This window comes from Priestia sp. TGN 0903 (assembly GCF_050846855.1).
Taxonomy (GTDB): domain Bacteria; phylum Bacillota; class Bacilli; order Bacillales; family Bacillaceae_H; genus Priestia; species Priestia zanthoxyli.
On the sequence record NZ_JBOZGL010000005.1, the window covers coordinates 322,046 to 348,148 of the forward strand.

Genomic DNA, 26,103 nt, shown 5'->3' on the forward strand with positions numbered 1-26,103 from the left:
TTTTTCTGTCGATTTTGTGTACAATAAGGATAAGGACTGAAATAGTGCTTGACATCTCAGAGTTATAAAGAAGTTGTGCCTTACGAAAAACGAATAAGGAAGTGGTTTTTTGAAACCTTCAACTAATCGAATGCTAACTCGTATCAAATCGGTCTATATGTTCATTTGTAAAAATGGAACAGTTACAACGCAAGAGCTCGTAGACGAATTTGGTATTACACCAAGAACCATTCAGCGTGACTTGAATGTGTTAGCATATAATGATTTAGTTCGCAGCCCAAGTCGCGGTACATGGACGACTACGCAAAAGAAGGTCAAGATGTCATCCTAGTAAGTTTATTTCAAGGGTAGTAAGTGATTTATATATAGAGATAAAATTCTACGCAGTAGAAAGTCAAGACTTGGACGAGTGCATAGTCCCCCGCTCCATTTGCACGTCAAGCAGAGTTGGTACTCGTTTAAGTGCTTTAACGTGAAATGTTTCACTTGTCTAACAAAGTGGACAAAAAAAGGAACCATTTTAGACTTAGGTTCCTTTTTCTTTCGCCTCTTCTTAGGCATTTGATTTTTGTAATAAAGCTAGTTCTTCTTCCGTTAACTCCCTGTACTCTCCTAAATCTAACGACTCGTCTAATAGCAAAGCTCCCATAGATAAACGTTTTAAATACGTTACTTTTTTTCCTCTTGCTTCAAACATACGCTTCACTTGATGAAATTTCCCTTCAACGATCGTTAATTCAATTTCTGATTCCACACCGCTTGTTAGTACCTTTAACTCTGCTGATTTTGTTACGTATCCATCATCAAGAGTGACACCCTGTCTAAATGCTTTAGCATCTTCTTCAGTCACCGGCGCATTAATTTTTGCAAAATACGTTTTAGGAACGTGCTTTTTAGGAGATAGCAGCTGATGTGCAAGCTGACCGTCATTTGTCAGCAGCAAGAGCCCTTCTGTATCTTTGTCTAAACGCCCTACCGGAAATGGGTCATACACAGCATCGTCAATTTCCAATAAGTCCAAAACTGTTTCATGAAGAGAATCTTCCGTCGCTGATATGACACCTTGCGGCTTATGCAGCATAAAGTAAACAAATTCTCGGTAAGAAACGGCTTCGCCATGCACAGTTATTTCTTGTTCATCTGGATTAACATGTACCTTAGCATCTTTAACCGCTGTACCGTCTACCTTAACAGCTCCAGTCTTTAAAAGACCTTTAACTTCTTTTCGGCTTCCGTACCCAATGGTAGAAAGCAATTTATCCAAACGCATGTAATATCCTCCTTTTTTTGAAAAGAAGATGACTCTAACGAGTCATCTTCTTATGCACTGCGCTGTTTATTTCGGCGCAGTATCTTTCGTTCAATTGCACCTGTTACCCTCGCTCCCATTACTTTTTCAAGCAAGCTTGAACGATAGGTAATAATAAAGTAAATAAGGCCGCCTACTGCTGCTCCTATAATCGTAATAACCGTGGCAGAGAATCGTCCTGGGGTTGTAAACAGACCAATTACTACTGAAACAATTTTTACGCTGATTCCCATAATCGCAACAAAAATGAGAATGAGCACAGAGCGTTTTATAAACTCACTGTAGTTATATTTTGCGTGTTTTTGAATAAGCGCAAACATATAAACAAGAGATACGATATAGCCTAGTGCTGTCGCTAAAACTGAACCGATCTCGTGGAACATAAGAATAAATGGCACGTTCACGACAATTTTCACAATCAATCCAAATAATAGACTTAAAACAGCATATTTTTGTTTGTTGATCCCTTGTAAAATAGCTCCATTAACCGTGAAAAACGAGAACAATAAAGCTACGGGTGCATAATAAAGCAAGACATTTCCACCCGCATCCGATGCATCTGTTCCAAAGAAAAACGTATATGCTGGACCAGCTAAAGCCATTAACCCTACAGATGCTGGCAGCACAAGAAACATAATCGTTTGATATGTTTGATCAATTTGCTTTTGCAATACATTATAATCTTTATTCACAAATGAACGTGTAATCGTTGGTACAAGAGTCAAACCGAATGCAGTAGCTAATGAAACAGGAATCATCACAAGCTTTGGAACATAAGACTGAACAATTCCGTTCATGGACTCCGCTATTTCTTTTTGTCCAGCCGCTACCATCGCACGGTTAAATGTGAATTGATCCACATACTGATAAAGCGGAATAGCTAAGCTGACAAATACATAGGGCAATGAATACGTAAGCAGCTCTTTAAAAATGGATACGGTAGAAATACGCGTAGGCGTTACCGTCTGCTCGTTCACCATTTTATCGAGATGAGGCTTTCGTTTTTTCCAGTACCAAATTAATACGGCAAGTCCAGCAAGAGCTCCTACAAAAGCACCCATTGTAGCAAATCCAACGGCTAGCGCAAGACTCCCATGTACAACTTTGATGACGATATAAGTGGATGCTAATAAAAAGACAACCCGCACAAGTTGTTCAACTACTTGTGAAACAGCTGTGGGTCCCATAGACTGGTGACCTTGGAAAAATCCTCGCATTAAACTCATCATCGGTACTACAATTAACGCAACACTAACCATTCGCATAACCATTACTACATCTTCTAAGGAGTTATTTAAATCAGAACCTCCAAGTGTAATTCTAGACATAACAGGCGCTAACGAATATAAAAGTAAAAATGCAAGTATTCCTGTGACAAGCATTAATTTCATGCCGGCCCGATACATTCTTCTACTCGTATAATAATCACCGAGTGCATTATATTTTGATACAAATTTCGATACGGCCATTGGCATACCGGCTGTAGCAATACTTAAATAAATAGCATATTGGTTATATCCATAACCAAACAGTGCTCCCCCTACGGTTCCAACAAGGATCGCAAATGGAAATAAATAAATCATTCCCAGAATTCGGGATACATAAGTGCCAAGCGTTAGCACAAAGGTCCCTCTTAACAATTTTGAATCAGACATACGTTTGCCTCCGATACTTAATGTTACATACTGATAATAATGATAGAATTGAAAAGAAGCAAGTGAGAGTATACACTAAGAAAGGTCTTATACTCACTCACACTCGTCAACAAGCTAAAAAACAAAGACTATAGCCCATTTTATCCAATGTTGAGAGATTTGTCAGTGAACAAACTAAAATTTTTTAAGAATAGACAGGTTGGTGAAAGTATGATATATGATGTAGTCGTAATCGGAGGAGGACCTTCTGGTTTGATGGCATCGATTGCAGCTGGTGAGTCAGGTGCAAACGTATTATTAATTGATAAAGGCAATAAACTTGGACGAAAGCTTGCCATTTCTGGAGGGGGCCGCTGTAATGTAACAAACCGCCTTCCGATTGATGAACTTATTAAACACATTCCAGGAAACGGACGCTTTTTATACAGTGCGTTTTCTGTTTTTAATAACGAAGATATCATCTCCTATTTTGAAGGCCTTGGAATTAAATTAAAAGAAGAAGATCACGGGCGTATGTTTCCGGTTAGCAATAAAGCACAATCTGTTGTTGATGCATTAATTAGTGAACTTCACCGTCTTCGTGTAACAATTCGCACAAACACAGCCGTTAAACGCGTAAACTATGAAAACAACACCGTGAAAGAAGTTGTGCTTCAAAACGGAGAAGCAATCCAAACGAAAAGCGTTGTGATTGCAGTAGGCGGAAAATCAGTGCCTCATACGGGTTCGACAGGAGACGGTTATCAATGGGCAAAAGATGCAGGTCATAAAATTACTGAACTTTACCCAACAGAAGTTCCTATTACATCTAGCGAACACTTTATTAAAACAAAAACGCTTCAAGGTCTATCGCTTCGCAACGTAGGACTAAGCGTACTTAATAAAAAAGGCAAACCTGTCATAACTCATCAGATGGATATGATTTTCACTCACTTTGGCATCTCTGGCCCTGCCGCTCTTCGCTGCAGCCAATATGTTGTTAAAGAGTTAAAGAAACAAAAAAGCAACACTGTTCAAATGTCTCTTGATTTATTTCCTAGCCAAAACGAAGAAGAGATTTTTCAACAATTAGTCAAAACAACAAAAGAAGAGCCGAAAAAAGTGATTAAAAATGTTTTAAAAGGTTTTGTATCTGAACGCTATCTATTATTTTTACTCGAGCAAGCAGACATTGATAGCCAAGCGCTAGCGGGACAGCTTCAGCATGAAAAACTGAGAGAATTCTCGAGAATGTGCAAACGATTTGAATTTGCTGTAAACGGCACACTTTCTTTAGAGAAAGCATTCGTCACAGGAGGCGGAGTATCCGTTAAAGAAATTCACCCAAAAGAAATGTCTTCTAAATTTATGCAAGGCCTTTACTTCTGCGGGGAAATTCTTGATATCCACGGATATACTGGAGGATACAATATTACTTCTGCCCTTGTAACAGGCCGTTTGGCTGGCAGTAATGCAGGAGAATTTGCAACAAGCCTAGCATAATATGCTAGGCTTTATACATAACCATGGCTGAAAAACAGTACACCTGCTCATCACGATCAACATCCACTGTGACTTGGTACTTAATATCCACGACGTCTTCATCTTCTAATTTGCGTAAAAATCGGTTCACCGCAAACTCTAAATCTTTTTCATGCTCTTTATCAAACATTTTCACCTGTATCATAGCTTCTACCACCTTGTCCTATCAAATTTGTTTCAATCAGAATGGACTGCTTCTCTCAATGATGGCTTTCGTACTGATTTTCAACTTCTTCCTACCTCTATTTTTATGAAGACTTTTATAGATTTAGTCATCATTTGTTTTGCTACTATCATTTTAGTCGAATGGTAGAAGTTTCATTCCAAAAGAAAAAAGCGCCTGTCAAAGGCGCTTTTTCTTATTTATTAACCGTTTTTCCTTCCCACTCTAACATACCGCCAACCATATTTGTTACTTTATAACCTTGTTCTTGAAGGTAGTAACATACGTTTTCACTGCGGCGTCCAGAACGGCAAATGAAAATATATTCTTTTTCTTTATCGAAATAATCCACATTAGTTGGAATATCATTCATACGAATGTGTTTAGCAGTTGGAATCATTCCTTCTGCTACTTCCTCATCTTCGCGAACATCAACTAAATGAAGCTCTTCTCCATTTTCAACGCGTTTTTGAAGCTCTTCAGGCGTAATCACTTTTACTTCTTCCATCTTCGTCATTCCTCTCTATTCTTTCATTCAGCTTGCTATCGCTATTGTAGCAAATTCAAATACCTTTATGCCACTAAATAAGAAAAGCTTAAGCAGCAGCCTACCTAAGCTTTTCCAATCGTAGTTAAAGGTTTAACTAAGGGCCTGATGTCAACCCCGAAAGGGGGACATCAGACGCTTAGGTCTAGAACAGCCCCCCTGACTGCTCTTTAGTCAGGGGGGCTGTTCTACATCAATACTTAATTAGCTACGATGTTTACTAATTTACCAGGCACAGCAATCACTTTGCGTACTGTCTTACCTTCAATGAACTCTTGAACATCTTCATTAGCCATTGCAATATCTTGAAGCTCTTCACGAGATGCCTCAGCAGGTACGTTTAATTTTGCACGTACTTTACCGTTAATTTGAACGACAATTTCCACTTCATCATCTACAAGTTTCGCTTCATCAAACGCAGGCCAAGCTTCATATGAAATCGTATCTTCGTGGCCTAGTTTGCTCCATAATTCCTCAGTTGTATGAGGACAAATTGGTGCTAATAGCTTCACAAATCCTTCTACGTATTGCTTTGGCAGCACATCAACTTTGTATGCGTCGTTGATGAATACCATAAGTTGAGAGATACCTGTATTAAAACGAAGACCTTCGTAATCTTCCGTTACTTTTTTCACCGTTTGGTGATATACGCGTTCAAGTGTAGTATCATTGCTTTCTTGAACCTTGCTGCTTAATTCACCATTATCCTCGATAAGTAAACGCCATACACGATCTAAGAAACGGCGTGCACCATCAAGCCCTTTTGTTGACCAAGCAATGGATGCATCTAACGGTCCCATAAACATTTCGTAAAGGCGAAGCGTATCTGCACCGTGGCTTTCTACGATTTCGTCTGGGTTTACAACGTTACCTTTTGACTTACTCATTTTTTCATTGTTTTCTCCAAGAATCATACCTTGGTTAAACAGTTTTTGGAACGGCTCTTTTGTTGGAACTACGCCGATATCATATAAAAATTTATGCCAGAAACGAGCATACAATAGATGAAGAACAGCGTGTTCAGCTCCACCGATATAAATATCAACCGGCAACCATTCTTTTAATTTGTCTGCATCTGCTAATGCTTCGCTGTTCGTTGGATCAATGTAGCGTAAGTAATACCAGCAGCTGCCTGCCCATTGAGGCATTGTATTTGTTTCGCGGCGCCCTTTTTTGCCCGTTTCCGGATCTACAACGTTCACCCAGTCATCAATGTTTGCTAATGGAGATTCACCTGTACCTGACGGCTTGATTTCAGTTGTTTTTGGTAAAACAAGCGGAAGCTGATCTTCAGGAACTGCAGTTGTTGTGCCATCTTCCCAGTGAATAACAGGAATCGGTTCACCCCAGTAGCGCTGACGGCTGAATAACCAGTCACGCAGACGGTATGTTACTTGTTTTTCACCTTTTTCATTTGCTTGAAGCCACTGAATCATATTTGAAATTGCTTCTTCTTTGTCTAGACCATTTAAGAAGTCTGAATTAACGTGCTCGCCGTCGCCTGTATAAGCTTCTTTTGAAACGTCTCCACCCGCTACTACTTCTTTAATCGGCAGTTCAAATTTAACAGCAAACTCATAATCACGCTCATCATGAGCAGGAACAGCCATAATTGCACCTGTACCATAGCTCATTAGAACATAGTCAGCAATCCAAATTGGCATTCTCTCACCGTTTACAGGGTTAATTGCATAAGCACCTGTGAATACGCCCGTTTTGTCTTTAGCTAAGTCTGTACGCTCTAAATCGCTTTTGCTTTTAATTTGATCTAAATACGCTTCTACCGCTTCTTTTTGTTCGGCTGTCGTAATTTTATCCACAAACGGATGTTCAGGTGCTAAAACGGCATACGTTGCCCCAAACAGCGTATCAGGACGCGTTGTGAACACAGTAAATGTTTCGTCATATCCATCAATTGTGAAGTGAACGTGAGCTCCTTCAGAGCGGCCAATCCAGTTTCGCTGCATTTCTTTAATACTTTCTGGCCAATCAAGATCATCTAAATCTTCTAGTAAACGATCTGCATAAGCTGTGATTTTAAGCATCCACTGCTTCATTGGACGACGCTCAACCGGATGCCCACCGCGCTCACTTTTGCCATCTATAACTTCTTCGTTTGCAAGTACTGTTCCCAACGCAGGACACCAGTTAACAGCTACTTCATCCACATAAGCTAAGCCTTTTTTATATAACTGTAGGAAAATCCACTGCGTCCATTTGTAGTAGTTAGGATCAGTTGTATTAATTTCACGCTCCCAATCGTAAGAGAAACCTAACGATTTGATTTGACGACGGAAATTATTAATGTTAAGTTCAGTGAACTCAGCCGGATCGTTTCCTGTATCTAATGCATACTGCTCAGCAGGTAGTCCGAATGCATCCCATCCCATTGGATGAAGTACATTGTATCCTTGCATACGCTTCATACGAGATAAAATGTCCGTTGCTGTATAACCTTCTGGATGCCCAACGTGTAAACCCGCCCCAGATGGATAAGGGAACATATCTAATGCGTAAAACTTACGCTTTCCTTCATCTTCTGTTGTTCTAAATGTTTTATTTTCTTCCCAAACTTTTTGCCATTTTTGTTCGATCTTTTCATGATTAAAAGCCATACATAATCCTCCTTGTACGCTCCAGCTGTATTTAATTAAACTAAAAAACCCCTCATCCCTCAAACAAAGGGACGAGAGGTTGAATAAACTTCCCGCGGTACCACCCAAATTAGCACAATTATGTACTCACTCATTTTCCTTAACGCGGATAGACGGTAAATGTTACTTTACTTCACATTTACAACTCCAAGGTGAGTTCATGAACGCCCGTTTGCTGACTCGCACCACCCGTCAGCTCTCTTAGCTCGCTTCGTTCACTACTATTCCTTATCATAGTTTTTACATCATACTACCTTGTATTGTAAATAATATGTTCGCAAACTGCAAGTTGTTCAACGGATTTTGTAAAAGTTTCTACACTGCCTCACTGCTTTGTTGCTAAATCCCCTCTTTCATTCTTATATATGAACAACTTCTCCCAAAAACATACATACAACGCCAAACAAAGAGATTTAGACATAATTAAGTTAATCCTATCTAAAGCTGAATAAATAGGATATCTGGACTCCTTGCTACAAAACTGTTCATTTCCGTGCAAGGCTTCATCTTGCGCTCCAATCAACAGCTTAAAGCAACTAAACACATAAAAGCCGAGTTCACCATAATAATGAAAAGATCCGAACGATTTATCGTTCGGATCTTCCTTCACCTAAAATACTTTTGTCCCCGCCTCTACTTTCTTTAACAGCTATTATTAAATACCAAATCCAAAAGAAAACAGGATAATCGCAAGTACGAGACCAACAAGCGGAACAACTACCGTCATCGCTGCAACTGATCCATACGCATCTTTATGAGTTTCTCCGCAAATAGAATTAATTGTGGTGACGACATAACCATTATGAGGCAAGGAATCTAATACGCCAGAAGATATAGCTACTACACGATGGAGAGCTTCTGGATTTACACCAGCATCTAGATAGTGAGGGGCTAAAATTGGCAAAGCAATCGCCTGACCTCCTGAAGCCGAACCTGTCATCCCCGCGATAACACTCACCGCAATAGCTCCCCCTATCAACGGACTGCCTGGAATATGCGTCATGGCATCTACAGCCACTCCAAACGCGGGAACAGCCTTAGCAACCCCTCCAAAACCTACGACAGCAGCTGTATTCCCAATTGCAATTAACGCTCCAAGCGTCCCTTCTGATGCTGCATTCCAAAATCCTTTAAAGTGTTTTCGGTTCACAATGTATGTGACAATGATACCGCTTAAAAGTGCGACAATCAACGCAGATTGCTGAAGCGGCTTATGAAGTGCAAAAGAAATAATGAGCACGACCACAAGCGGAAGCAAACTTAATAACGGATTAGGAAGAGACTGATTTTCCGTTACTGCTGGATCTTTCTCGCGTGATATAAAACGCTCTCCATTTTTAACTGCTTTTGAAATTAAGCTCTTTAACCACCAGTAGCCGAATACAGCCATCACTACCGCTACAACTAAACTAACTTCCCATCCTGCATACGGACTAGTCTTTAAATATTCAATTGGAATCCAGTTTTGGATTTCAGGCGATCCAGCCGAGGTCATCGTAAACGTAACGGAACCGAATGCTAAAGCAGCAGGGATAAACCGCCTCGGCAAATCAGCTTGTTTGAATAAGCTTAAAGCCATTGGATAGACAGAGAATGCTACTACAAACAGACTGACTCCTCCATATGTTAAGACCGCACAGGCAAGTACAATCGCCAACACTGCTCTTTTCATTCCTAGTTTACTGACAATCCAGCGAGAAACACTATCAGCGGCCCCGCTGTCTTCCATCACTTTTCCAAAAATGGCGCCCAATAGAAACATTAAATACCAAGAAGCAATAAATCCTGTGAAACCAGACATATAATTCCCAACAAAATTTGCTTCTCCTTCTTTCACCAGCTGTGGAAATAAAGGCATTCCGCTTGTTAACGCAACAACTAAAGCACTAAGCGGACCTGCTATAAATAAATTCATGCCTCTCATCGTTAATACAATGAGCAGCAATAATCCTCCAATTAATCCAATCATACTAAGCATATTCTAGCCCCCCAAGAAGTTATATAATTAGAAAACGCTTACATTTTTACAGGTATATACTCCTTTCTTTGCTTGTCACGACCCTTACTATATTATTAAAGGAATACTGAAGACATTCCTACGTTTATTGAACAGTCAAAAATAAAACCACCTCTATTTATTTAGAGATGGTTAGTGAACGCTGACGTTTTTCTTTTAATTTATAATCGTATATCCATGTTGTACACATGCTAAATAACAATAGTGCAATTAATAAATAGCACAGGGTAGACATATTAAACGCATCGAAAATAACGCCTCCAAAGAGAGGGCCAATCATTTTACCTGCAGTAGCCATACTGTTGACTACGCCTTGATAAAACCCTTCTTTTCCTGATGGAGCTAACTGACTTGCGACAGCTGGAATTGCTGGCCAAACAAACATTTCTCCAACTGTTAACACAATCATTGCTGTTAAGAACTGCGAAAATGTTGTGGCATTCACCACGATGATGAAAGAAGCCACAAAAATAACCGTTCCAATTAGAACCTGTACTTTTAATGTCTTTGCTACTTTTTGAATGATAGGCACAATCAAAGGCTGACCGACTACAATTAAAATGCCGTTAATCGTCCAAAGCAAACTGTAGCTAGAAAGAGGTATATTCAACTCACGCGTATGCGTAGCAATCGTTGTTTGCCACTGAACATACGCGACCCAGCATAATACGTATCCTGTACATAAAATAAGAAGGGCCGTCAGTTTCGTTTTGTGCTGAATACTACCGGCTTCATTAAGGACATTCGTTTGCCCAACTGTAACCGAAATATGACGGTATGAAAAAATAGCAATAAGAAGAAAAATAACGTATAAAATTGTATTAGCTAAGAAAATATACGTAAATGAATAGGATGCTACAACGCCCCCTACCGCTGCGCCAATAGCCACTCCTGCATTTTGAGCAACGTACATCGCATTAAATGCTTTTCTTCCGCCTTGTGGCCAGACTGAGCCTGCCATTGCATACATAGATGGAAACACAATACCAGATCCAAATCCTACAATAACCAAGAGAACAACGTATGTAGGCCAACCATGGAAAAACACCAGTCCCACTAATGCAACAAGGGTAATAATAATTCCTGATAAAATGGATTTATATCCTCCAATTTTGTCAAAAAGCGTTCCCCCTAGTAAATTACCCACTACGCTTGCAGCAGAGTTCAGCATAAGAACCACTCCTGCAACGGATAACGACTTTCCTAAATGTTCATTTATATAAATTGTATTGAGAGGCCATAAAAACGAAGCTCCCGTTACGTTTACAAGCATACCAATAATCAAAAACCAAAGTGACTTGGGCATTGATCTCCCCCCTATCTATTCGAATGCCAACGTACATTCTAGTCTTTTCTTAAAGGGTTCGCAATGCTTTTACATATAGACAATTTATTTGAAATTCGCTGACTATTTAAAAAGGTGATTTCACATGACAATATCATGCAAAATCACCTTTTTACCGCTTATTTTTGCTTCGAACGAACCGGCTGGGCACGCTTGCTGTTCCGTGCTTTTAATTCTTTTACAGGATCAAAATCTTTTCCTAGCTCAATATCATTGCTATTGATCCCGTTTTTTGTTTTTTGTTCCGGGTTATTTTGATTTGAACGAGTTGCCATAAAATCCTCTCCTTAATGCTGAGTTGTAATCAATTTATTTTGCAGCTGCTGAACTTGCAGGCGCATGCGATATAGCTGCTCTCTTTGCTGTGCATTTGCACTGTGAGAAAACTCTTCAATTTCTTTATAAGCATTTTCTAATTTTTCCTGTGCTTTTGTATATTCAGTGTCATTGTAATGTTCTTGTTTCATGCCTTCCTGTAACTGACCTTGTCCAAAGCGAATAGCATCTTCACACTGCTGCATAAGTTGATCCACTGCTTGACGAGTTGTCATTGTCTATTCCTCCTATTCGTTCATTTCTGTCTTATTTTGCGCAACTTTACTCTCCTTTACGACAAGAAGAACCTGTTAAATATAAGCATCCCTAAATTTGTTTGGCACTTTTTCACGTTTTTGATACAATTTGTTGATGTATATTGCATGTAAAAAGGAGGTTGCTGATTTGAATCAGACAAACCCATTTCCGTATAAATCTGAAAACAAACGTTATCATACCTGGAATTACCACTTACGTAACCACTTTGGCCATAAGGTATTTAAAGTAGCCTTAGATGGAGGATTTGATTGTCCAAACAGAGACGGCACGGTAGCTCACGGCGGCTGTACGTTTTGCAGCGCTGCCGGTTCAGGAGATTTCGCTGGAAACAGAGCGGATGATCTTGTGACACAATTTAACGAAATCCGTGAAAAAATGCATCATAAATGGAAAGACGGAAAATACGTTGCTTACTTTCAAGCATTCACTAACACTCACGCTCCTGTTGAGGAGCTTCGTGAAAAATATGAAGCGGTCTTAAAGCTTCCCGGAGTTGTTGGGCTTTCTATCGCCACGCGCCCTGACTGTCTCCCCGACGATGTGGTGGAGTACTTGGCTGAATTAAATGAACGAACTTATCTATGGGTAGAACTTGGACTGCAAACTGTTCATGAACGAACTTCACTGCTTATCAACCGGGCACACGATCACCAATGCTATGTAGATGGTGTAGCAAAGCTTCGAAAACACGGTATTCGCGTTTGTTCTCACATCATTAATGGTTTGCCTTTAGAAACACCTGAGATGATGATGGAAACGGTACGGGAAGTAGCAAAATTAGACGTTCAAGGAATTAAGATTCATCTGCTTCATTTACTAAAAGGAACTCCTATGGTCAAACAGTATGAAAAGGGCCTTGTTGAATTTCTTTCATTTGAAGAATATGTAAAGCTTGTATGCGATCAGCTCGAAGTAATCCCTTCTGAGATGATTGTTCATCGTATTACCGGTGATGGACCGATAGACCTCATGATCGGACCGATGTGGAGCGTAAATAAGTGGAGCGTATTAAATGCCATTGATCAAGAGCTCGAACGTCGCCAAAGCTATCAAGGAAAATATTACGAAACAGAGTTGATGGAAAGATGAAAATAGAACGTATCCTGCCTTTTGCCCGCACGTTGCTCACTAATGCTGTGGCCGAAGGAGATGTCGCGATTGATGCTACAGCAGGAAATGGACATGATACATTGTTCTTAGCCAACTTAGTCGGAGATACAGGTCATGTATATGGATTTGACATTCAGCCCCAAGCCATTCAAGCAACTCAGCAGCGATTGACAGAACATCATGTAGAAAAACGAGTCACGCTTATCCAAGAAAGCCATAGCAATATAAGCATGCTTCCTACTTCTATTAATGGACGAGTGACGGGCGCTGTCTTTAATTTAGGTTATTTACCAGGTGGAGATAAAGACATCGTCACCACTTCTGAAACAACAATTTCTGCAATTGAGCAGTTACTTGATTTGCTAGCACCTGAAGGAGTGATTGTGCTCGTTATTTATCACGGACACGAACAAGGGAAACAAGAAAGAGACGATTTACTAACGTACGTCCAAAATCTGGATCAAAAAGATGTCCATGTTTTACAATACCGCTTCATGAATCAGCAAAACAATCCTCCGTTCATCATTGCTATTGAAAAAAGATAAGCCGCATATGGCTTATCTTTTTAACATTCGGTACAAGCGTCCGTTGATATAGAAAAAGTAGCTGAGTGCTCCCCCCGCTTTGATTAATCGACGTGCATTCACATGAACATGTTTTTGTGCCCTCACTTTTTGATCGGACAAATAAACGCCCAGGAGTCCCTTATAGATAAAGCAGTGAAAGTGATAATCCGGCAGTTTTTTAGCATATTCGTCCGCTTTTACAACAAAATGCAAAAAGCGGTCCATCATTTGCTGATAGTGAGGATAATAAAAACAAAAGTTCAAATCTCCTCCTGCTTTATCTTCTTCTTGGTCAATTAAATAATCGAGTAAAATATGTAAACCTTGAATATAAGGAAAATATCCCGCTTTTATTTTCTCCGTCATTTCTTTGGTCATCTCTTCTTGAAAACTGTAAGCGGCCAAACAAAAAATGCCTAACGTTGAACCAGAGCACGCTGAAAATTCATACCACTCCATTTCAGGAACACTGTGCCGGTGAGCATCAAACCAATTCTCTAATCGTGGAACTCTTTCCTTGATTTCAACATGCTTATGTATTTGCAAATCACAATAATAAGTAGCTAGTTCTAATAAATGTGAAGAGACGATATGGTAATTACAGGCTTTTCGCAAGGACTGCTGACAAGTCTGGACAAGTTCCGCTAAATATCCTCCATCGTCTTTATCCGTTCGAAAACGATAGTAATCCCCAAGAGGTGCATGAGGAGTCAACGCATCTGGCATCGATTCGTGTAAGGCTGCAAAATCTTTAGGATCGAGCGAATTGCTGCGGTCACATAAGTTATCTAAGTAATCGCTGATTGTTTGGTAGGCAACGATAAATTTTACGCATTCAATCATGTTTTCTTTCGCTAAAATCGATAGGATACCGCCTCCTTCACAATGAAAAGTTTTTGTATCGATACTTGCCAATGCTTGAGTGCGTAATTCTTTATTAGGAATCTCTTTTGCCCGTTCCCGCCAATGGTTAAGCTCATGATGAACGACGGGAAACACTTCTCGATAAATTTTTCTCATTAATGAAATAGGACGAGACGGAATCTTCATTTATTTTCACCTCAATTTCTGACAGCACTCATTAAATGTGAAGATCAACAAAGCTTTTCGCGTATGTAAAAACGTATTCTCTTTCAGGCTCATTAAAGATTTCGTGATACAGCTGAGACCATTCTTTGTAGATTTTTTCACTTAGCTCTATTTCATCAAACCACTGTCTAACAATCAGCTTTTCAATAATTTTATCTTCTCCTGCCTGCATCACAAGAAGCGGAACATCCGGCAAACGATCGATATCTTTAAAAGCTAAGTTAACAGCTTGAATCAATTCTCGGTACCATCTTACAGAAACTTTTGTAACGTACAGTGAGTCGTTTTCATCTTCATCTCGAACTTCTTGATTTCTTGTTGCTTTTTCAACAGTAAGACCCAAATCAAAAAGTTTGTTCGGCATGACTTTATTTAATCCTTTAGATAACATATCTAAGTAAGCTGGTACTTGCTCTTTTAATCCTAGACAAGGTGAGGAAAGAATCGCACCCCATATAGGAAGATTTTTTGTCTGCAGCGTACGAATAACCGCCAGTCCTCCCATACTATGTCCTAACAGGAAAATAGGCAAATCATATTTTTGCGCTTCACGTACCCATTCTTCCACTTCATATACATATTCATCAAAGGATAGGATATGTCCTCTTCTTCTCGTTGTTAAGCCTTGGCCAGGAAGGTCTCCCATGATTACGTGCATTCCAACCGAACGCCACATCTCAATCAGCCAGCGATAGCGCCCGTGATGCTCCGCTGCTCCATGGACCATGACAATAACGCCTTTTGGATTTACTGCTTCCCATTTATGCATTTGAGTTACTCCTTCTTCCTTTTTTTGTTTACCTGCTTTAAAAACCTTTGTACACTTACATTAGAAGATTTACTACTTTTTTTCAACTAATAAAGGGAGATGATTTGATGATTTATCCGTATAAAGAAAAAATGCCTAATATTGCACCCAGCTGCTTCCTCGCAGACTATGTCACGATTACTGGAGATGTCACCATTGGTGAAGAAAGCAGCATTTGGTTTAACACCGTTATTAGAGGAGATGTTTCACCTACTATTATAGGTAAACGAGTAAATATACAAGATCAATCAACACTCCATCAAAGCCCAAATGCTCCTTTGCTTATTGAGGATGATGTGACAGTAGGACATCAAGTTATTTTACACAGCTCCATCATCCGCAAACGCGCGCTCATTGGCATGGGCTCTATTATTTTAGACGGTGCGGAAATTGGTGAAGGTGCTTTTATCGGTGCAGGAAGTTTAGTGCCTCCCGGTAAAAAAATACCACCTAATACTCTCGCACTCGGTCGACCTGCTAAAGTAATCCGCACTCTGACTGAGGAGGATTTAAAAGATATGCAGCGCATTCGTACAGAATATGTAGAAAAAGGGCAGTATTATAAGTCTATTAAGAAATCTGATTCTTCATTATAAAGGAAACGTTCCCTCAGAAAGTCATACTGAGGGAATTTTTTTAGTATCTCCACAAACTCTCTAATCATGTTCTATTCTCTCCACAATTGTAAAGAAATTTCCATATTAATTTACATCGTTTTAGTACTGCCTCCACAATTAAAGATTAAACTGAATAATAAAGACGTATTTATTAAAAAGGGAGCGACTCTATGAAAGCCAAGTTAATTCAGTATGTATACGATGCCGAATGCCGATTATTCAAAAGTGTAAATCAACATTTTGATCGAAAGCACTTAAATAGATTTTTACGTTTACTAACTCATGCCGGCGGAGCCACGTTTACCATTGTGATAGCGTGCTTGCTGCTATTTCTGCATCTTTCATCCGTCGCTTACGCCTGTGCGTTTTCTCTAGCCGTTAGCCATATTCCTGTTGCCATTGCTAAGAAGCTATATCCGAGACAACGGCCTTATATTCAACTAAAGCATACAAAAGTATTAGAAAATCCATTAAAAGATCATTCATTTCCATCGGGGCATACAACGGCTATTTTTTCGTTAGTTACCCCTCTGATGATTACTTACCCAGCCTTCGCTGCCGTTCTTTTGCCGCTTGCAGTAACGGTAGGCATTTCAAGAATTTATCTCGGTCTGCACTATCCGACGGATGTCATGGTAGGCCTGATACTCGGCATCTTTTCAGGTGCTGTTTCACTGAACATATTTTTAGTCTAATTGATAGGAGGAGTACTCATGAGAATTGCTTTATTTACAGATACATTTGCTCCGGAAGTTAACGGAGCTGCTAAAACACTTTATCAATTTACTCAGTATGTCAAATCAAAGCAAATTCCCATCCAGGTATTTGCTCCTGAATTTGCTCATAATCGGTCGTTTTCAACATACGTTCACCGCTCGCCTAGCATGCCGTTTTTCCTTTATCCAAACAGCCGCTTTTCATTGCCAAACGTTCTAAAAATTAAAAAGCAGCTGCAGGAATTCAACCCTTCTCTTATTCATTTGGCCACTCCTTTTACAATGGGGCTTTGCGGCTCCTATTACGGGAAAAGATTAGGTATTCCTCTTGTCGGCTCTTATCATACCAATTTTGATGATTATTTATCTCACTATGAACTTGAAAAAATGCGTGTACCACTGCAAAAATATATGAAATGGTTTTATAAACCTGTACAAAAATTATTCGCTCCCTCCGAAGTGACCAAACAGCAGCTAGAAAAACAAGGGTTTCACAACGTAGCTATTTGGTCGCGAGGGGTAAATCACAAATTGTTCCATCCCCACTATGACCGCTTTGATATTCGTATTAAATATAATATAAAAAAACCCTACATCTTAACGTATGTAGGAAGGTTAGCTAAAGAAAAGAACGCTGATTTTTTACTAAAAATTGCCCGATCTTTACCTGATCATATCCGCCACCAAGTTCACTGGCTTATTGTGGGAGATGGTCCTTTAAAAGAACAAATGCAACAGCAAGCATCTGAGCATATGACATTTACAGGCTTTCTTGAAGGTAAGCAACTTGCTCATATCTATTCTTCATCTGATTTGTTTGTTTTCCCTTCAGAAACAGAAACGTTCGGAAATGTCGTACTGGAGTCTCTTGCTTCTGGAACTCCCGTGGTGGCAGCAAATGCAGGAGGAGTTAAACAGATGGTTCAGCACGGGCGAAACGGCTACCTTTGCAAACCTCACTCCTTAGAAGAATTCAGTTCGGCTATTACAGGTTTACTTGATGATTTGCACCAGCGGCTTCACTTTAGCCATGCAGCGAGACACTATGCTCTTACTCAATCATGGGACGCCATTTTTCAGCATTTGCTTTCAGAATATGAAGATGTCGTAGAAAAATCTGCTGAAGGTATTCAATGGGCATAAAAAAATCTCCGTTTTCACGGAGATTTTTTTATTATTTAGCTAAAGCTTGAGTTTTTAATGCTTCAGCTTTGTCTGTGAACTCCCAAGGAAGCTCCACATCTGTACGACCAAAGTGACCGTAAGCTGCTGTTTGCTTATAAATTGGGCGACGTAAATCAAGCATTTTAATGATGCCTGCTGGACGTAGGTCAAAGTTTTTGCGTACTACATCTACTAGTACTTCTTCAGAAACTTTTCCTGTACCGAATGTATCAATTGAAATAGATACTGGCTGTGCAACACCAATTGCATATGCTAGTTGTACTTCACATTTATCAGCAAGATCAGCTGCTACAATGTTTTTCGCAACATAACGAGCTGCATAAGCTGCTGAACGGTCTACTTTTGTTGCGTCCTTACCAGAGAATGCACCGCCGCCGTGACGAGCATATCCGCCGTAAGTATCAACGATAATTTTACGACCAGTTAAACCAGCATCTCCTTGAGGGCCGCCGATTACGAAACGTCCTGTTGGGTTAATGAAATACTTTGTATTTTCATCAATTAACTCATTTGGAACAACTGGATTAATTACATATTCTTTTAAGTTACGTTGAATTTGCTCTAACGTTACTTCTGGGTGATGCTGAGTTGAAATAACAATTGTATCGATGCGAACAGGTTTGTTGTTTTCATCATATTCAACTGTTACTTGTGTTTTACCATCCGGGCGAAGGTAAGGAAGAATTTCTTCTTTACGTACTTCTGTTAGACGGCGAGCAAGTTTATGAGCTAATGAAATTGGAAGAGGCATTAATTCTTTTGTTTCGTTACATGCATAACCAAACATTAACCCTTGGTCTCCAGCTCCGATTGCTTCGATTTCTTCATCGGACATTTGACCTTCACGTGCTTCTAACGCTTGGTCTACACCAGCAGCGATATCAGCTGACTGCTCGTCGATAGATGTTAATACTGCACAAGTTTCAGCATCAAATCCGTATTTTGCACGAGTATAGCCAATTCCTTTAATTGTTTCACGAACTGTTTTAGGAATATCCACGTAAGTAGAAGTTGTAATTTCACCGCTTACTAAAACTAAACCAGTTGTTACGCTTGTTTCACAAGCAACACGAGCATTTGGATCCTTTGCTAGGATAGCATCAAGAATTGAGTCAGAAATTTGGTCACAAATTTTATCGGGATGTCCCTCTGTAACAGATTCTGACGTGAACAGACGACGTTGTGTTGACATCAGTTTTCCTCCTTATAAATACGATACATTGTGATACGGTACTCATTCCCTTATTTTCATTACACGTTAAAAAATATAAAAAAACCTTTCCTTGTATCGAGGAAAGGTATCAAATTCTACATAAGCCTTTCACTCTTATCGATCAAGGTTGTGCCCTTGCATCAGGTTAGCACCTTATCGTCTACACAAAAAAATGACGATGGTTGCTGGGTTTCACAGGGCCTGTCCCTCCACCAGCTCGGGATAAGAGAGTATCCGTTCAAGGACATATAATACATGAAAAAGCGCTTCACTGTCAACAACATTCAAATGGAAATCATCTCTTTATGTTTGAATCTGTTTTAATGTAACATACTCAAATTTAAAAATAGTATACCTTATTAAGAATGATCACGAAGTTTGGTTAACAAGACAGACCAAAAAAAGGCTTTCACTTGAAATAGCTTCACTTTTTTCGCTTCTAGCACATATACATGTGTCTAAAATAGGTATAACGTACATTTTTTTATAATGCACAAACATTTTTAGTTAAATAGTATAGAATAATTAAATAAATGTGTTATACTAATTATAAATTTCAAACATTAATGAATAAATAATAGCTAAAAAAGGAAGGTAGTGCACATGAGTACTGTTGATATGTCTATCGAATTAAATGGTTTGCTTCAATTAAAAACAACAAAACACCAATTATCTGTTCCACAACTTGTTGAAAAAATTCTAGCTCGACGCGAAGGAACGCTGACTTCTACAGGTGCTGTGTCAGTCGAAACCGGAAAATATACAGGCCGCTCTCCTTTGGATAAATTTATTGTAAGCGATGCTGTATCTTCAAAAACGGTTGAATGGGGACCCGTCAATCAGCCAATTTCTGCTCAGCGATTCGATGCGCTATACAAAAAAGTCTTAACCCACTTAAAGAAGCAGGATGAACTTTTTGTTTTTAATGGATATGCTGGAGCTGATAAAAAGTATCAGTTACCAATTCAAGTAGTTAATGAATTTGCATGGCACAACCTATTCGCTCAGCAGTTATTCATTCGCCCTTCAGCTGAACAAAAAACAAATGATGATGTGAAGCCGTTTACAATTGTAGCAGCTCCAACGTTCAAAGCTGATCCTGAAACAGACGGGACGAATTCTGAAACCTTCATTATTCTTTCATTAGAGCGACGCATTGTGCTAATTGGAGGAACTGAATACGCTGGTGAAATGAAAAAATCTATTTTTTCAGTGATGAACTTCTTGCTTCCTCAAAACAATATTCTATCCATGCACTGTTCTGCTAACGTAGGAGAAGAAGGTGACGTTGCATTATTCTTTGGTTTATCTGGAACGGGTAAAACAACGCTTTCTGCTGATGCAAACCGTCGTTTAATCGGAGATGACGAGCACGGTTGGTCAAGCTCTGGTGTATTTAATATTGAAGGGGGCTGCTACGCGAAGTGCATTCAGCTTTCCGAAGAAAAAGAACCGCAAATTTTTAATGCAATTCGCTTCGGCGCAGTACTGGAAAATGTAGTGTTGAATCAAAATACGAAAGTAGCAGATTACAATGATAATAGTTTAACAGAGAATACTCGTGCCGCTTATTCAATTGACTCTATTGATAATACGGTATTGCCAAGCGTTGCTGGGCACCCTACAGCTATTGTCTTTTTAACTGCTGATGCCTTCGGCGTCTTACCTCCAATCAGCAAGCTTACAAAAGAACAAGCGATGTACCATTTTCTGAGCGGATACACTAGTAAGTTAGCTGGAACAGAGCGCGGCGTAACATCGCCACAGGCTACTTTCTCTACATGCTTTGGTGAGCCTTTCTTACCTCTTGCTCCAACAACTTATGCAGAAATGCTAGGAAAGAAAATCGATGAACATAACGTAAATGTCTACCTTGTAAACACTGGATGGACCGGCGGTGAATACGGCGTGGGTGAACGAATGAAGTTAAGTTACACTCGAGCTATGGTTCAAGCAGCTCTTGAAGGAGAACTAGCTAATACCGAAACAGTAACAGATGCTATTTTTGGTTTATCGATTCCAACTCATGTTCCGGGAGTTCCTGATGAAGTGCTTCAGCCTTCTAAAGCATGGAACGATGCAACAGCTTATAACCAAAAAGCAACTGAACTTGCCGCTAAATTCAAAGCGAACTTCAAGCGTTTTAATGATGTAGCATCGGACATTTCAACATTAGGCGGACCTAGAGTCTAATAAAAAACCGATCGTCTTATAGACGATCGGTTTTTTAGTTAGTCGAATGTAATTTTGTCAGTTCATATGTGACAATGGTTTTTTCCTGCTCCATTTCTACCTTACGCACAACAGCAGTTCCAATACATTCTCCATTTTTCGTTTTGTGAATGTTTAATGGAATATCCAACGGATACAAACGATATCCTTTTTTCTCAACTTGAAAAATGTTATCTGTTACACGCTTTTCGTTGCCTTTTGTCACAATCATTGTATTTAATTCTAGCGGCATCCCCATTTTCTCTCACTCCTCACTGTTATTCTACTTGTTTTTTCTATCGTAGCATATCTTTTATTGCGCTTTCATCCACTTCGTTAACTTCTTTACCGTTTCTCGGTTTTCTTTTGGTGGAAAAGCATGTGGAAAGTTTTCAAAATACCAGCTGGTAACTTTTTTATTGGACTTCTTTAGTTTAGATTCGAGCTGATAGGAATGATCAATTGAGACGTTTTTATCTTCTAAACCATGAATAAGCAAGACCGGCGGCTCGACGAGATGAGCACGATGCAAAGGTGTCCTCCATTCGTATCTTTCAGGATATTTAGAAGGAGTTCCTCCAATCACCCGCTTCATCATTCTTCTTAAATCTTCTCTTTCTTCATATGTCAGCACCATATCCGTGACGCCTCCCCATAGCACAAGAGAACGGCTGTCTTTTTTTTCAATGGCTGTGAGTAAAGCCATCACTCCCCCTCGTGAAAACCCAAAAATATGAATGCGGTCATGGTGGACGTTAGGGAGCTGTTTCAGTAAATCGTAAGCAGCAAAAGCATCGTAACGATCATCTCCTGCAAAATCTTCGTTTCCTTCGCCTCCTTGATTTCCCCTATAGAACGGAGCCATCACAATAAAACCTTGTGAAGCAAATTGAATGAGTCGAGCAGGGCGAACCGTTCCTACGTTCTTAATACCTCCTCTTAAGTATAAAAAGCCGTCATACATTCCTTTTTCTTTTGGCTCTGCAAGCATTCCTTTAATCTTAAGCCCTTGACATGCATATGTAATCACCCACAGCGTCACGCGAGGATTTGATGATGGGAAACGCTGTTTATGAAGAATTGTTCCATCTTTCATTTTTTTCCTCCATTCTTTATATAACTAGCCTACTTTCTTCCGCTAAGGTTTACTTTCAGTCGTTGACTACTACTTCTTTGATTTTCCACATAGTTATATAGGCACTCACCTTCTTCCACTTCTTTACATACATTATCATAAAATATTTTATTACTTTAAGGAGGCTTGCTTTATGAAACCAATTAAATGGCTTTTTTCTTTGCTTGCTATTATGATTTTACTCATTCCACTAATTAGCTGCAGCAAAACAACATCTGTACAAACGGTTCGTGTCGGCGAAGTAACTCGCTCTATCTTTTATGCTCCCCAGTACGTCGCTATTTCAAAAGGCTTTTTTGAAGAAGAAGGACTAAAGGTAGATTTAAAAACAACTTGGGGCGGAGATAAGACAATGACGTCACTTTTATCTGATGGCATCGACGTCGCCTTAGTCGGCTCGGAAACGTCAATCTACGTATATGCACAAGGGTCTAGTGATCCCGTCATCAACTTTGCACAGCTAACCCAAACCGACGGAACATTTCTAGTAGCACGTAAAAAGGTCGATCAATTTTCATGGGATCAGCTTAAAGGCAAAACGTTTCTTGGTCAACGCAAAGGCGGCATGCCGCAAATGGTAGGGGAATATGTGTTAAAACAGCATAATATTGATCCTAAAAAAGATGTAAAACTCGTTCAGAACATTGATTTTGCTAACGTTGCGAATGCTTTTGCTTCTGGTACTGGAGATTACGTTCAATTATTTGAGCCAACGGCTAGTATTTTAGAGAAACAAGGAAAAGGACATATCGTTGCTTCCTTCGGAAAAGAATCAGGAACAGTTCCTTATACAACATTTATGGCCAAAGAAAGCTATTTAAAAGATAATCCTGAAGCAGCAGCTAAATTTACTCGAGCTATTTACAAAGCACAAAAATGGGTGAATACACATAGCACAGATGAAATTGCTGAAGTGGTTGCACCGTATTTTGAAGATACACCTAAAGACACGCTAAAAACTGTTATTGACCGCTATAAATCGCAAAAATCCTTTGCAACTAACCCTTTATTAGATGAGAAAGAGTGGGATCATTTACAAACAATCATGGACGAATCTGGAGAACTTCCAAGACACATTGATCACAGCAAGCTAGTCAACACAAAATTCGCAAAAGATGCAATGAGGGAGTAATATGACAAAACTTCACATTCAAGATGTTCAACATATGTACCTTACGACAAAGTCTGCTACCACTGCACTTGAACATATTAATTTGTCTATTGAAGAAGGAGAATTCGTTTCCTTTCTCGGCCCAAGCGGATGTGGAAAAACGACGCTTCTATCGATTATTGCAGGCTTGATTGAACCAACGTCAGGCTCTGTCACAATAGACGGTGAAAATATCGGAACATCAGTTCCAAACATCGGTTATATGCTTCAACAAGATTATTTGTTTCCGTGGAAAACCATTAAAGAAAATATTTTACTTGGGCTTGAAATTCGCGGACAGCTAACAGACAAAACGGAGAGTAAAGCACTGCTGCTCCTAAAAGAAATTGGTCTACAAGGCGTAGATGACCTATATCCACACCAGTTATCCGGAGGCATGAGACAACGCGTCGCTTTAGTCCGAACACTTGCCATTGACCCCGCTATTTTACTCTTGGATGAACCTTTTTCAGCACTTGATTTTCAAACAAAACTCAAGCTTGAAGAACTTGTCTCCAAAACACTGATGACTTATCAAAAAACGGCCGTTTTGGTCACGCACGATATCGGCGAAGCCATTGCTATGAGCAGCCGAATCTTTTTATTCTCAGCCAAGCCAGGAAAAATCGCAAAAACATTCACGGTTCCTTCTATTTTACGAACCCTCTCTCCGTTTGAAGCACGACAGCATCCTGTCTATAACGATTTATTTATGGACATATGGAAGGAGCTTGAACAACTTGAAACCCACTAGCTCCCTAGATACTCTTCACGAAAGCTACCTTCGCAAGGTTCGGGGCGAAAAACGATTAGTACTGAGCGTACAGCTGGTCATTTTCTTAGCCTTTTTTAGCTTCTGGGAACTGGCTTCTCGTTTAAAGTGGATTGACCCTTTAATCTTCAGTTCTCCTACTAAAGTATGGCATTTATTTTTAATTAAACTTGCCGACGGCTCGCTGGCAGAACATATTGGTTTTACGTTATTCGAAACAGTTCTTGGCTTCATTTTAGGCACAGTGCTAGGTATTTTACTTGCAACGGCCCTTTGGTATTCAACTAGGCTTGCACATATATTAGACCCTTACCTCGTTATTTTAAACGCCATGCCTAAAGTAGCGCTGGGCCCTATTTTAATTGTAGCAATTGGGCCAGGATTTTTCTCAATTTTAACGATGGGAGCGATTATATCCGTTATCATTACATCCATCGTCGTTTACACAGCCTTTAAAGAAGTGGATCCAAACTATATTAAATTACTAAAAAGCTTCGGGGCAACGAAAACCCGCTGTTTTAAAGAAGCAATTCTTCCAGCTTCCATGCCTGCCATTATTTCCACATTTAAAGTAAACGTCGGTTTATCTTGGGTAGGCGTCATCGTAGGAGAATTTTTAGTTTCTTCAAAAGGGCTTGGATATATGATTATTTATGGTTTCCAAGTCTTCAACTTTACTCTTGTTCTTCTCAGCTTATTATTAATTGCCATTTTCGCTACGATTATGTACCAAGGCGTGGCTTATCTAGAAAAGAAATTGATCCGACGCTCATAAAAAATACCCCCGTACAAACGGGGGTATTTTCGTTGATATGATGCTTTTACAAAAATGTTCGCTTTACATATTTCATTACATACTGCAAAACATTATCTTTCATGATGAAGCTGTACGCATCATCTTGTTGAATGCCCGAAGGTAGTTCGTCAATCATTACGGGACCATCTGTTTCCATGTAGTCTTCTTTTTTAATTACATTTCCAATCGTAGCAAAATAAATATTTTTAATAATGGTCTTTCCTTTACTTACTACTTTATATTGACCAATATAAGTTAAAGAAGAGACTTCTCCGCCTGTTTCTTCAAACACTTCTCGAACCGCTGCTTCTTCTGGTATTTCATTGCCTTCTAGTTTTCCTCCGGGAAATTCTAAACCTCGTTTTGAGTGATTCGTTAGCAACCATTGATTTTCATACCTGCATACGACCCAAACGTGACGTGGAGTTTTCGAGAATGGATTTTTTTCAAATGATAAAAATACTTGATTATGATATGCATCCTTAAATGTGTACATGGTCGACTCAAACTCCATTTGATTTTTCCCTTATTTTATCATACATTACGGCCATACCTGATAAGAAAAGTATGCTCGTACTTTTTTTCTTTGCATTTTACCCCTTATTCCGTTCTATCTGAAGATAAAATATTCATCTGTTTGATATGTGATTTTGTTTCATCGTCTCCCAGCTGATAAAGCATGGCATATATGTCAACTGTTGTTTTATCGTACATATCATTTTGAGAATCATGATGATATTCCAGATACGGAATATGGGATCGCCAAAAGCTTGACCAATCGCTTGAAGCGCGCTGATCTAAATAGGTTCTCAGCTGCTCCACTTCTTCATCTGTTGCTTCAATCGCATAATTCCAATCTGAAGCAGTATTTGACTGATTGATTTCCCCTGAACTCAGAGATACATAATATTTTTTTGTCATGAAAGATAT

General features: G+C 39.4%; 27 protein-coding genes, 1 riboswitch and 1 other annotated feature. Of the genes, 11 read left to right on the forward strand and 16 right to left on the reverse strand.

The features are described from left to right. Positions 1–109 precede the first annotated feature (109 nt). Complete coding sequence (locus ACRPLY_RS19095) at positions 110–331, forward strand: DeoR family transcriptional regulator (protein WP_013059517.1); 222 nt, start codon at positions 110–112, stop codon at positions 329–331. Between the two features lie 222 nt (positions 332–553). Here ACRPLY_RS19095 and ACRPLY_RS19100 read toward each other — a convergent pair whose 3' ends face one another. After that, positions 554–1,270: a pseudouridine synthase gene (locus tag ACRPLY_RS19100; protein WP_221831918.1), complete on the reverse strand. Its 717-nt coding sequence runs from the start codon at positions 1,268–1,270 to the stop codon at positions 554–556. Between the two features lie 50 nt (positions 1,271–1,320). Further along, positions 1,321–2,964: a putative polysaccharide biosynthesis protein gene (locus ACRPLY_RS19105; protein ID WP_028411836.1), complete on the reverse strand. Its 1,644-nt coding sequence runs from the start codon at positions 2,962–2,964 to the stop codon at positions 1,321–1,323. A gap of 210 nt (positions 2,965–3,174) precedes the next feature. On the opposite strand from ACRPLY_RS19105, the gene ACRPLY_RS19110 reads away from it, so the two are divergent. Next, positions 3,175–4,446, forward strand: coding sequence for an NAD(P)/FAD-dependent oxidoreductase (locus tag ACRPLY_RS19110; protein WP_033579591.1), 1,272 nt, complete (start codon positions 3,175–3,177; stop codon positions 4,444–4,446). Positions 4,447–4,450: 4 nt separating this feature from the next. Here ACRPLY_RS19110 and ACRPLY_RS19115 read toward each other — a convergent pair whose 3' ends face one another. From ACRPLY_RS19115 to ACRPLY_RS19145, 7 genes are all read right to left on the reverse strand, one after another. Next, positions 4,451–4,630 (reverse strand): sporulation protein Cse60, encoded by a 180-nt coding sequence (locus ACRPLY_RS19115; RefSeq protein ID WP_013059521.1) that lies wholly within the window; start codon positions 4,628–4,630, stop codon positions 4,451–4,453. 214 nt (positions 4,631–4,844) lie between these two features. Next, complete coding sequence (locus tag ACRPLY_RS19120; RefSeq protein ID WP_028411838.1) at positions 4,845–5,156, reverse strand: rhodanese-like domain-containing protein; 312 nt, start codon at positions 5,154–5,156, stop codon at positions 4,845–4,847. Between the two features lie 239 nt (positions 5,157–5,395). Next, positions 5,396–7,810: a leucine--tRNA ligase gene (leuS, locus tag ACRPLY_RS19125; protein ID WP_028411839.1), complete on the reverse strand. Its 2,415-nt coding sequence runs from the start codon at positions 7,808–7,810 to the stop codon at positions 5,396–5,398. Positions 7,811–7,874: 64 nt separating this feature from the next. Then, positions 7,875–8,093: a binding site (T-box leader), on the reverse strand. Between the two features lie 411 nt (positions 8,094–8,504). Continuing rightward, a complete protein-coding gene (locus ACRPLY_RS19130) occupies positions 8,505–9,827 on the reverse strand; it encodes a GntP family permease (RefSeq protein WP_367076833.1) in 1,323 nt (440 codons plus the stop codon). Between the two features lie 157 nt (positions 9,828–9,984). Further along, positions 9,985–11,172 (reverse strand): MDR family MFS transporter, encoded by a 1,188-nt coding sequence (locus ACRPLY_RS19135; RefSeq protein ID WP_028411841.1) that lies wholly within the window; start codon positions 11,170–11,172, stop codon positions 9,985–9,987. 158 nt (positions 11,173–11,330) lie between these two features. Next, a complete protein-coding gene (locus tag ACRPLY_RS19140; protein ID WP_013059527.1) occupies positions 11,331–11,486 on the reverse strand; it encodes a hypothetical protein in 156 nt (51 codons plus the stop codon). A gap of 12 nt (positions 11,487–11,498) precedes the next feature. Further along, on the reverse strand, positions 11,499–11,762 hold the full coding sequence (locus ACRPLY_RS19145) for a YtzC family protein (protein WP_013059528.1): 264 nt from the start codon (positions 11,760–11,762) through the stop codon (positions 11,499–11,501). A gap of 169 nt (positions 11,763–11,931) precedes the next feature. Between ACRPLY_RS19145 and ACRPLY_RS19150 the strand changes: the two genes are divergently transcribed. Together ACRPLY_RS19150 and ACRPLY_RS19155 are read left to right on the forward strand one after the other, a co-directional pair. Then, positions 11,932–12,894, forward strand: a complete 963-nt coding sequence (locus tag ACRPLY_RS19150; protein WP_028411842.1) for a TIGR01212 family radical SAM protein — start codon at positions 11,932–11,934, stop codon at positions 12,892–12,894. Then, a complete protein-coding gene (locus tag ACRPLY_RS19155; RefSeq protein WP_028411843.1) occupies positions 12,891–13,460 on the forward strand; it encodes a class I SAM-dependent methyltransferase in 570 nt (189 codons plus the stop codon). Before ACRPLY_RS19150 ends, ACRPLY_RS19155 begins: the two co-directional genes overlap by 4 nt. A 12-nt stretch (positions 13,461–13,472) precedes the next feature. On the opposite strand, the gene ACRPLY_RS19160 is transcribed toward ACRPLY_RS19155, so the two are convergent. Both ACRPLY_RS19160 and ACRPLY_RS19165 read right to left on the reverse strand, forming a co-directional pair. Beyond that, positions 13,473–14,531, reverse strand: coding sequence for a tetraprenyl-beta-curcumene synthase family protein (locus ACRPLY_RS19160; protein WP_028411844.1), 1,059 nt, complete (start codon positions 14,529–14,531; stop codon positions 13,473–13,475). Positions 14,532–14,562: 31 nt separating this feature from the next. Beyond that, positions 14,563–15,339 (reverse strand): alpha/beta fold hydrolase, encoded by a 777-nt coding sequence (locus ACRPLY_RS19165; protein WP_013059532.1) that lies wholly within the window; start codon positions 15,337–15,339, stop codon positions 14,563–14,565. 107 nt (positions 15,340–15,446) lie between these two features. On the opposite strand from ACRPLY_RS19165, the gene ACRPLY_RS19170 reads away from it, so the two are divergent. The 3 genes from ACRPLY_RS19170 to ACRPLY_RS19180 all read left to right on the forward strand — a co-directional run bounded on the left by ACRPLY_RS19170 (position 15,447) and on the right by ACRPLY_RS19180 (position 17,854). Continuing rightward, positions 15,447–15,974: a gamma carbonic anhydrase gene (locus ACRPLY_RS19170; protein WP_028411845.1), complete on the forward strand. Its 528-nt coding sequence runs from the start codon at positions 15,447–15,449 to the stop codon at positions 15,972–15,974. A 191-nt stretch (positions 15,975–16,165) separates the two neighbouring features. After that, the gene (locus ACRPLY_RS19175; RefSeq protein WP_325077262.1) at positions 16,166–16,690 is read left to right on the forward strand and encodes a phosphatase PAP2 family protein; all 525 of its coding nucleotides are present in this window, start codon (positions 16,166–16,168) and stop codon (positions 16,688–16,690) included. A gap of 18 nt (positions 16,691–16,708) precedes the next feature. Further along, positions 16,709–17,854, forward strand: a complete 1,146-nt coding sequence (locus tag ACRPLY_RS19180) for a glycosyltransferase family 4 protein (RefSeq protein ID WP_028411847.1) — start codon at positions 16,709–16,711, stop codon at positions 17,852–17,854. A gap of 31 nt (positions 17,855–17,885) precedes the next feature. On the opposite strand, the gene metK is transcribed toward ACRPLY_RS19180, so the two are convergent. Then, positions 17,886–19,088, reverse strand: a complete 1,203-nt coding sequence (gene metK, locus ACRPLY_RS19185; RefSeq protein WP_013059536.1) for a methionine adenosyltransferase — start codon at positions 19,086–19,088, stop codon at positions 17,886–17,888. A gap of 132 nt (positions 19,089–19,220) precedes the next feature. Continuing rightward, positions 19,221–19,338: riboswitch (SAM riboswitch) on the reverse strand. Positions 19,339–19,712: 374 nt separating this feature from the next. On the opposite strand from metK, the gene pckA reads away from it, so the two are divergent. Continuing rightward, positions 19,713–21,302, forward strand: coding sequence for a phosphoenolpyruvate carboxykinase (ATP) (gene pckA / locus ACRPLY_RS19190; RefSeq protein ID WP_028411848.1), 1,590 nt, complete (start codon positions 19,713–19,715; stop codon positions 21,300–21,302). Positions 21,303–21,336: 34 nt separating this feature from the next. On the opposite strand, the gene ACRPLY_RS19195 is transcribed toward pckA, so the two are convergent. Continuing rightward, positions 21,337–21,579 (reverse strand): DUF2584 domain-containing protein, encoded by a 243-nt coding sequence (locus tag ACRPLY_RS19195; RefSeq protein WP_028411849.1) that lies wholly within the window; start codon positions 21,577–21,579, stop codon positions 21,337–21,339. Positions 21,580–21,633: 54 nt separating this feature from the next. Further along, the gene (locus ACRPLY_RS19200) at positions 21,634–22,416 is read right to left on the reverse strand and encodes an alpha/beta hydrolase family protein (RefSeq protein ID WP_028411850.1); all 783 of its coding nucleotides are present in this window, start codon (positions 22,414–22,416) and stop codon (positions 21,634–21,636) included. A 172-nt stretch (positions 22,417–22,588) separates the two neighbouring features. Here ACRPLY_RS19200 and ACRPLY_RS19205 point away from each other — a divergent pair, with 172 nt between their 5' ends. From ACRPLY_RS19205 to ACRPLY_RS19215, 3 genes are read left to right on the forward strand one after another with little or no spacing between them, the layout of a single operon-like run. Continuing rightward, the gene (locus ACRPLY_RS19205; protein ID WP_028411851.1) at positions 22,589–23,587 is read left to right on the forward strand and encodes an ABC transporter substrate-binding protein; all 999 of its coding nucleotides are present in this window, start codon (positions 22,589–22,591) and stop codon (positions 23,585–23,587) included. Position 23,588: 1 nt separating this feature from the next. Then, positions 23,589–24,359, forward strand: coding sequence for an ABC transporter ATP-binding protein (locus tag ACRPLY_RS19210; protein ID WP_367076831.1), 771 nt, complete (start codon positions 23,589–23,591; stop codon positions 24,357–24,359). Continuing rightward, positions 24,346–25,152 carry an ABC transporter permease gene (locus ACRPLY_RS19215; RefSeq protein ID WP_033579585.1) on the forward strand — a complete coding sequence of 269 codons (807 nt, stop codon included), beginning with the start codon at positions 24,346–24,348 and terminating at the stop codon, positions 25,150–25,152. The genes ACRPLY_RS19210 and ACRPLY_RS19215 overlap by 14 nt, the downstream gene beginning before the upstream one ends. Before the next feature lie 46 nt (positions 25,153–25,198). On the opposite strand, the gene ytkD is transcribed toward ACRPLY_RS19215, so the two are convergent. After that, positions 25,199–25,669 (reverse strand): RNA deprotection pyrophosphohydrolase, encoded by a 471-nt coding sequence (gene ytkD, locus ACRPLY_RS19220; protein ID WP_034271379.1) that lies wholly within the window; start codon positions 25,667–25,669, stop codon positions 25,199–25,201. Between the two features lie 104 nt (positions 25,670–25,773). Further along, complete coding sequence (locus tag ACRPLY_RS19225) at positions 25,774–26,094, reverse strand: hypothetical protein (protein ID WP_033579584.1); 321 nt, start codon at positions 26,092–26,094, stop codon at positions 25,774–25,776. Positions 26,095–26,103: the final 9 nt, after the last annotated feature.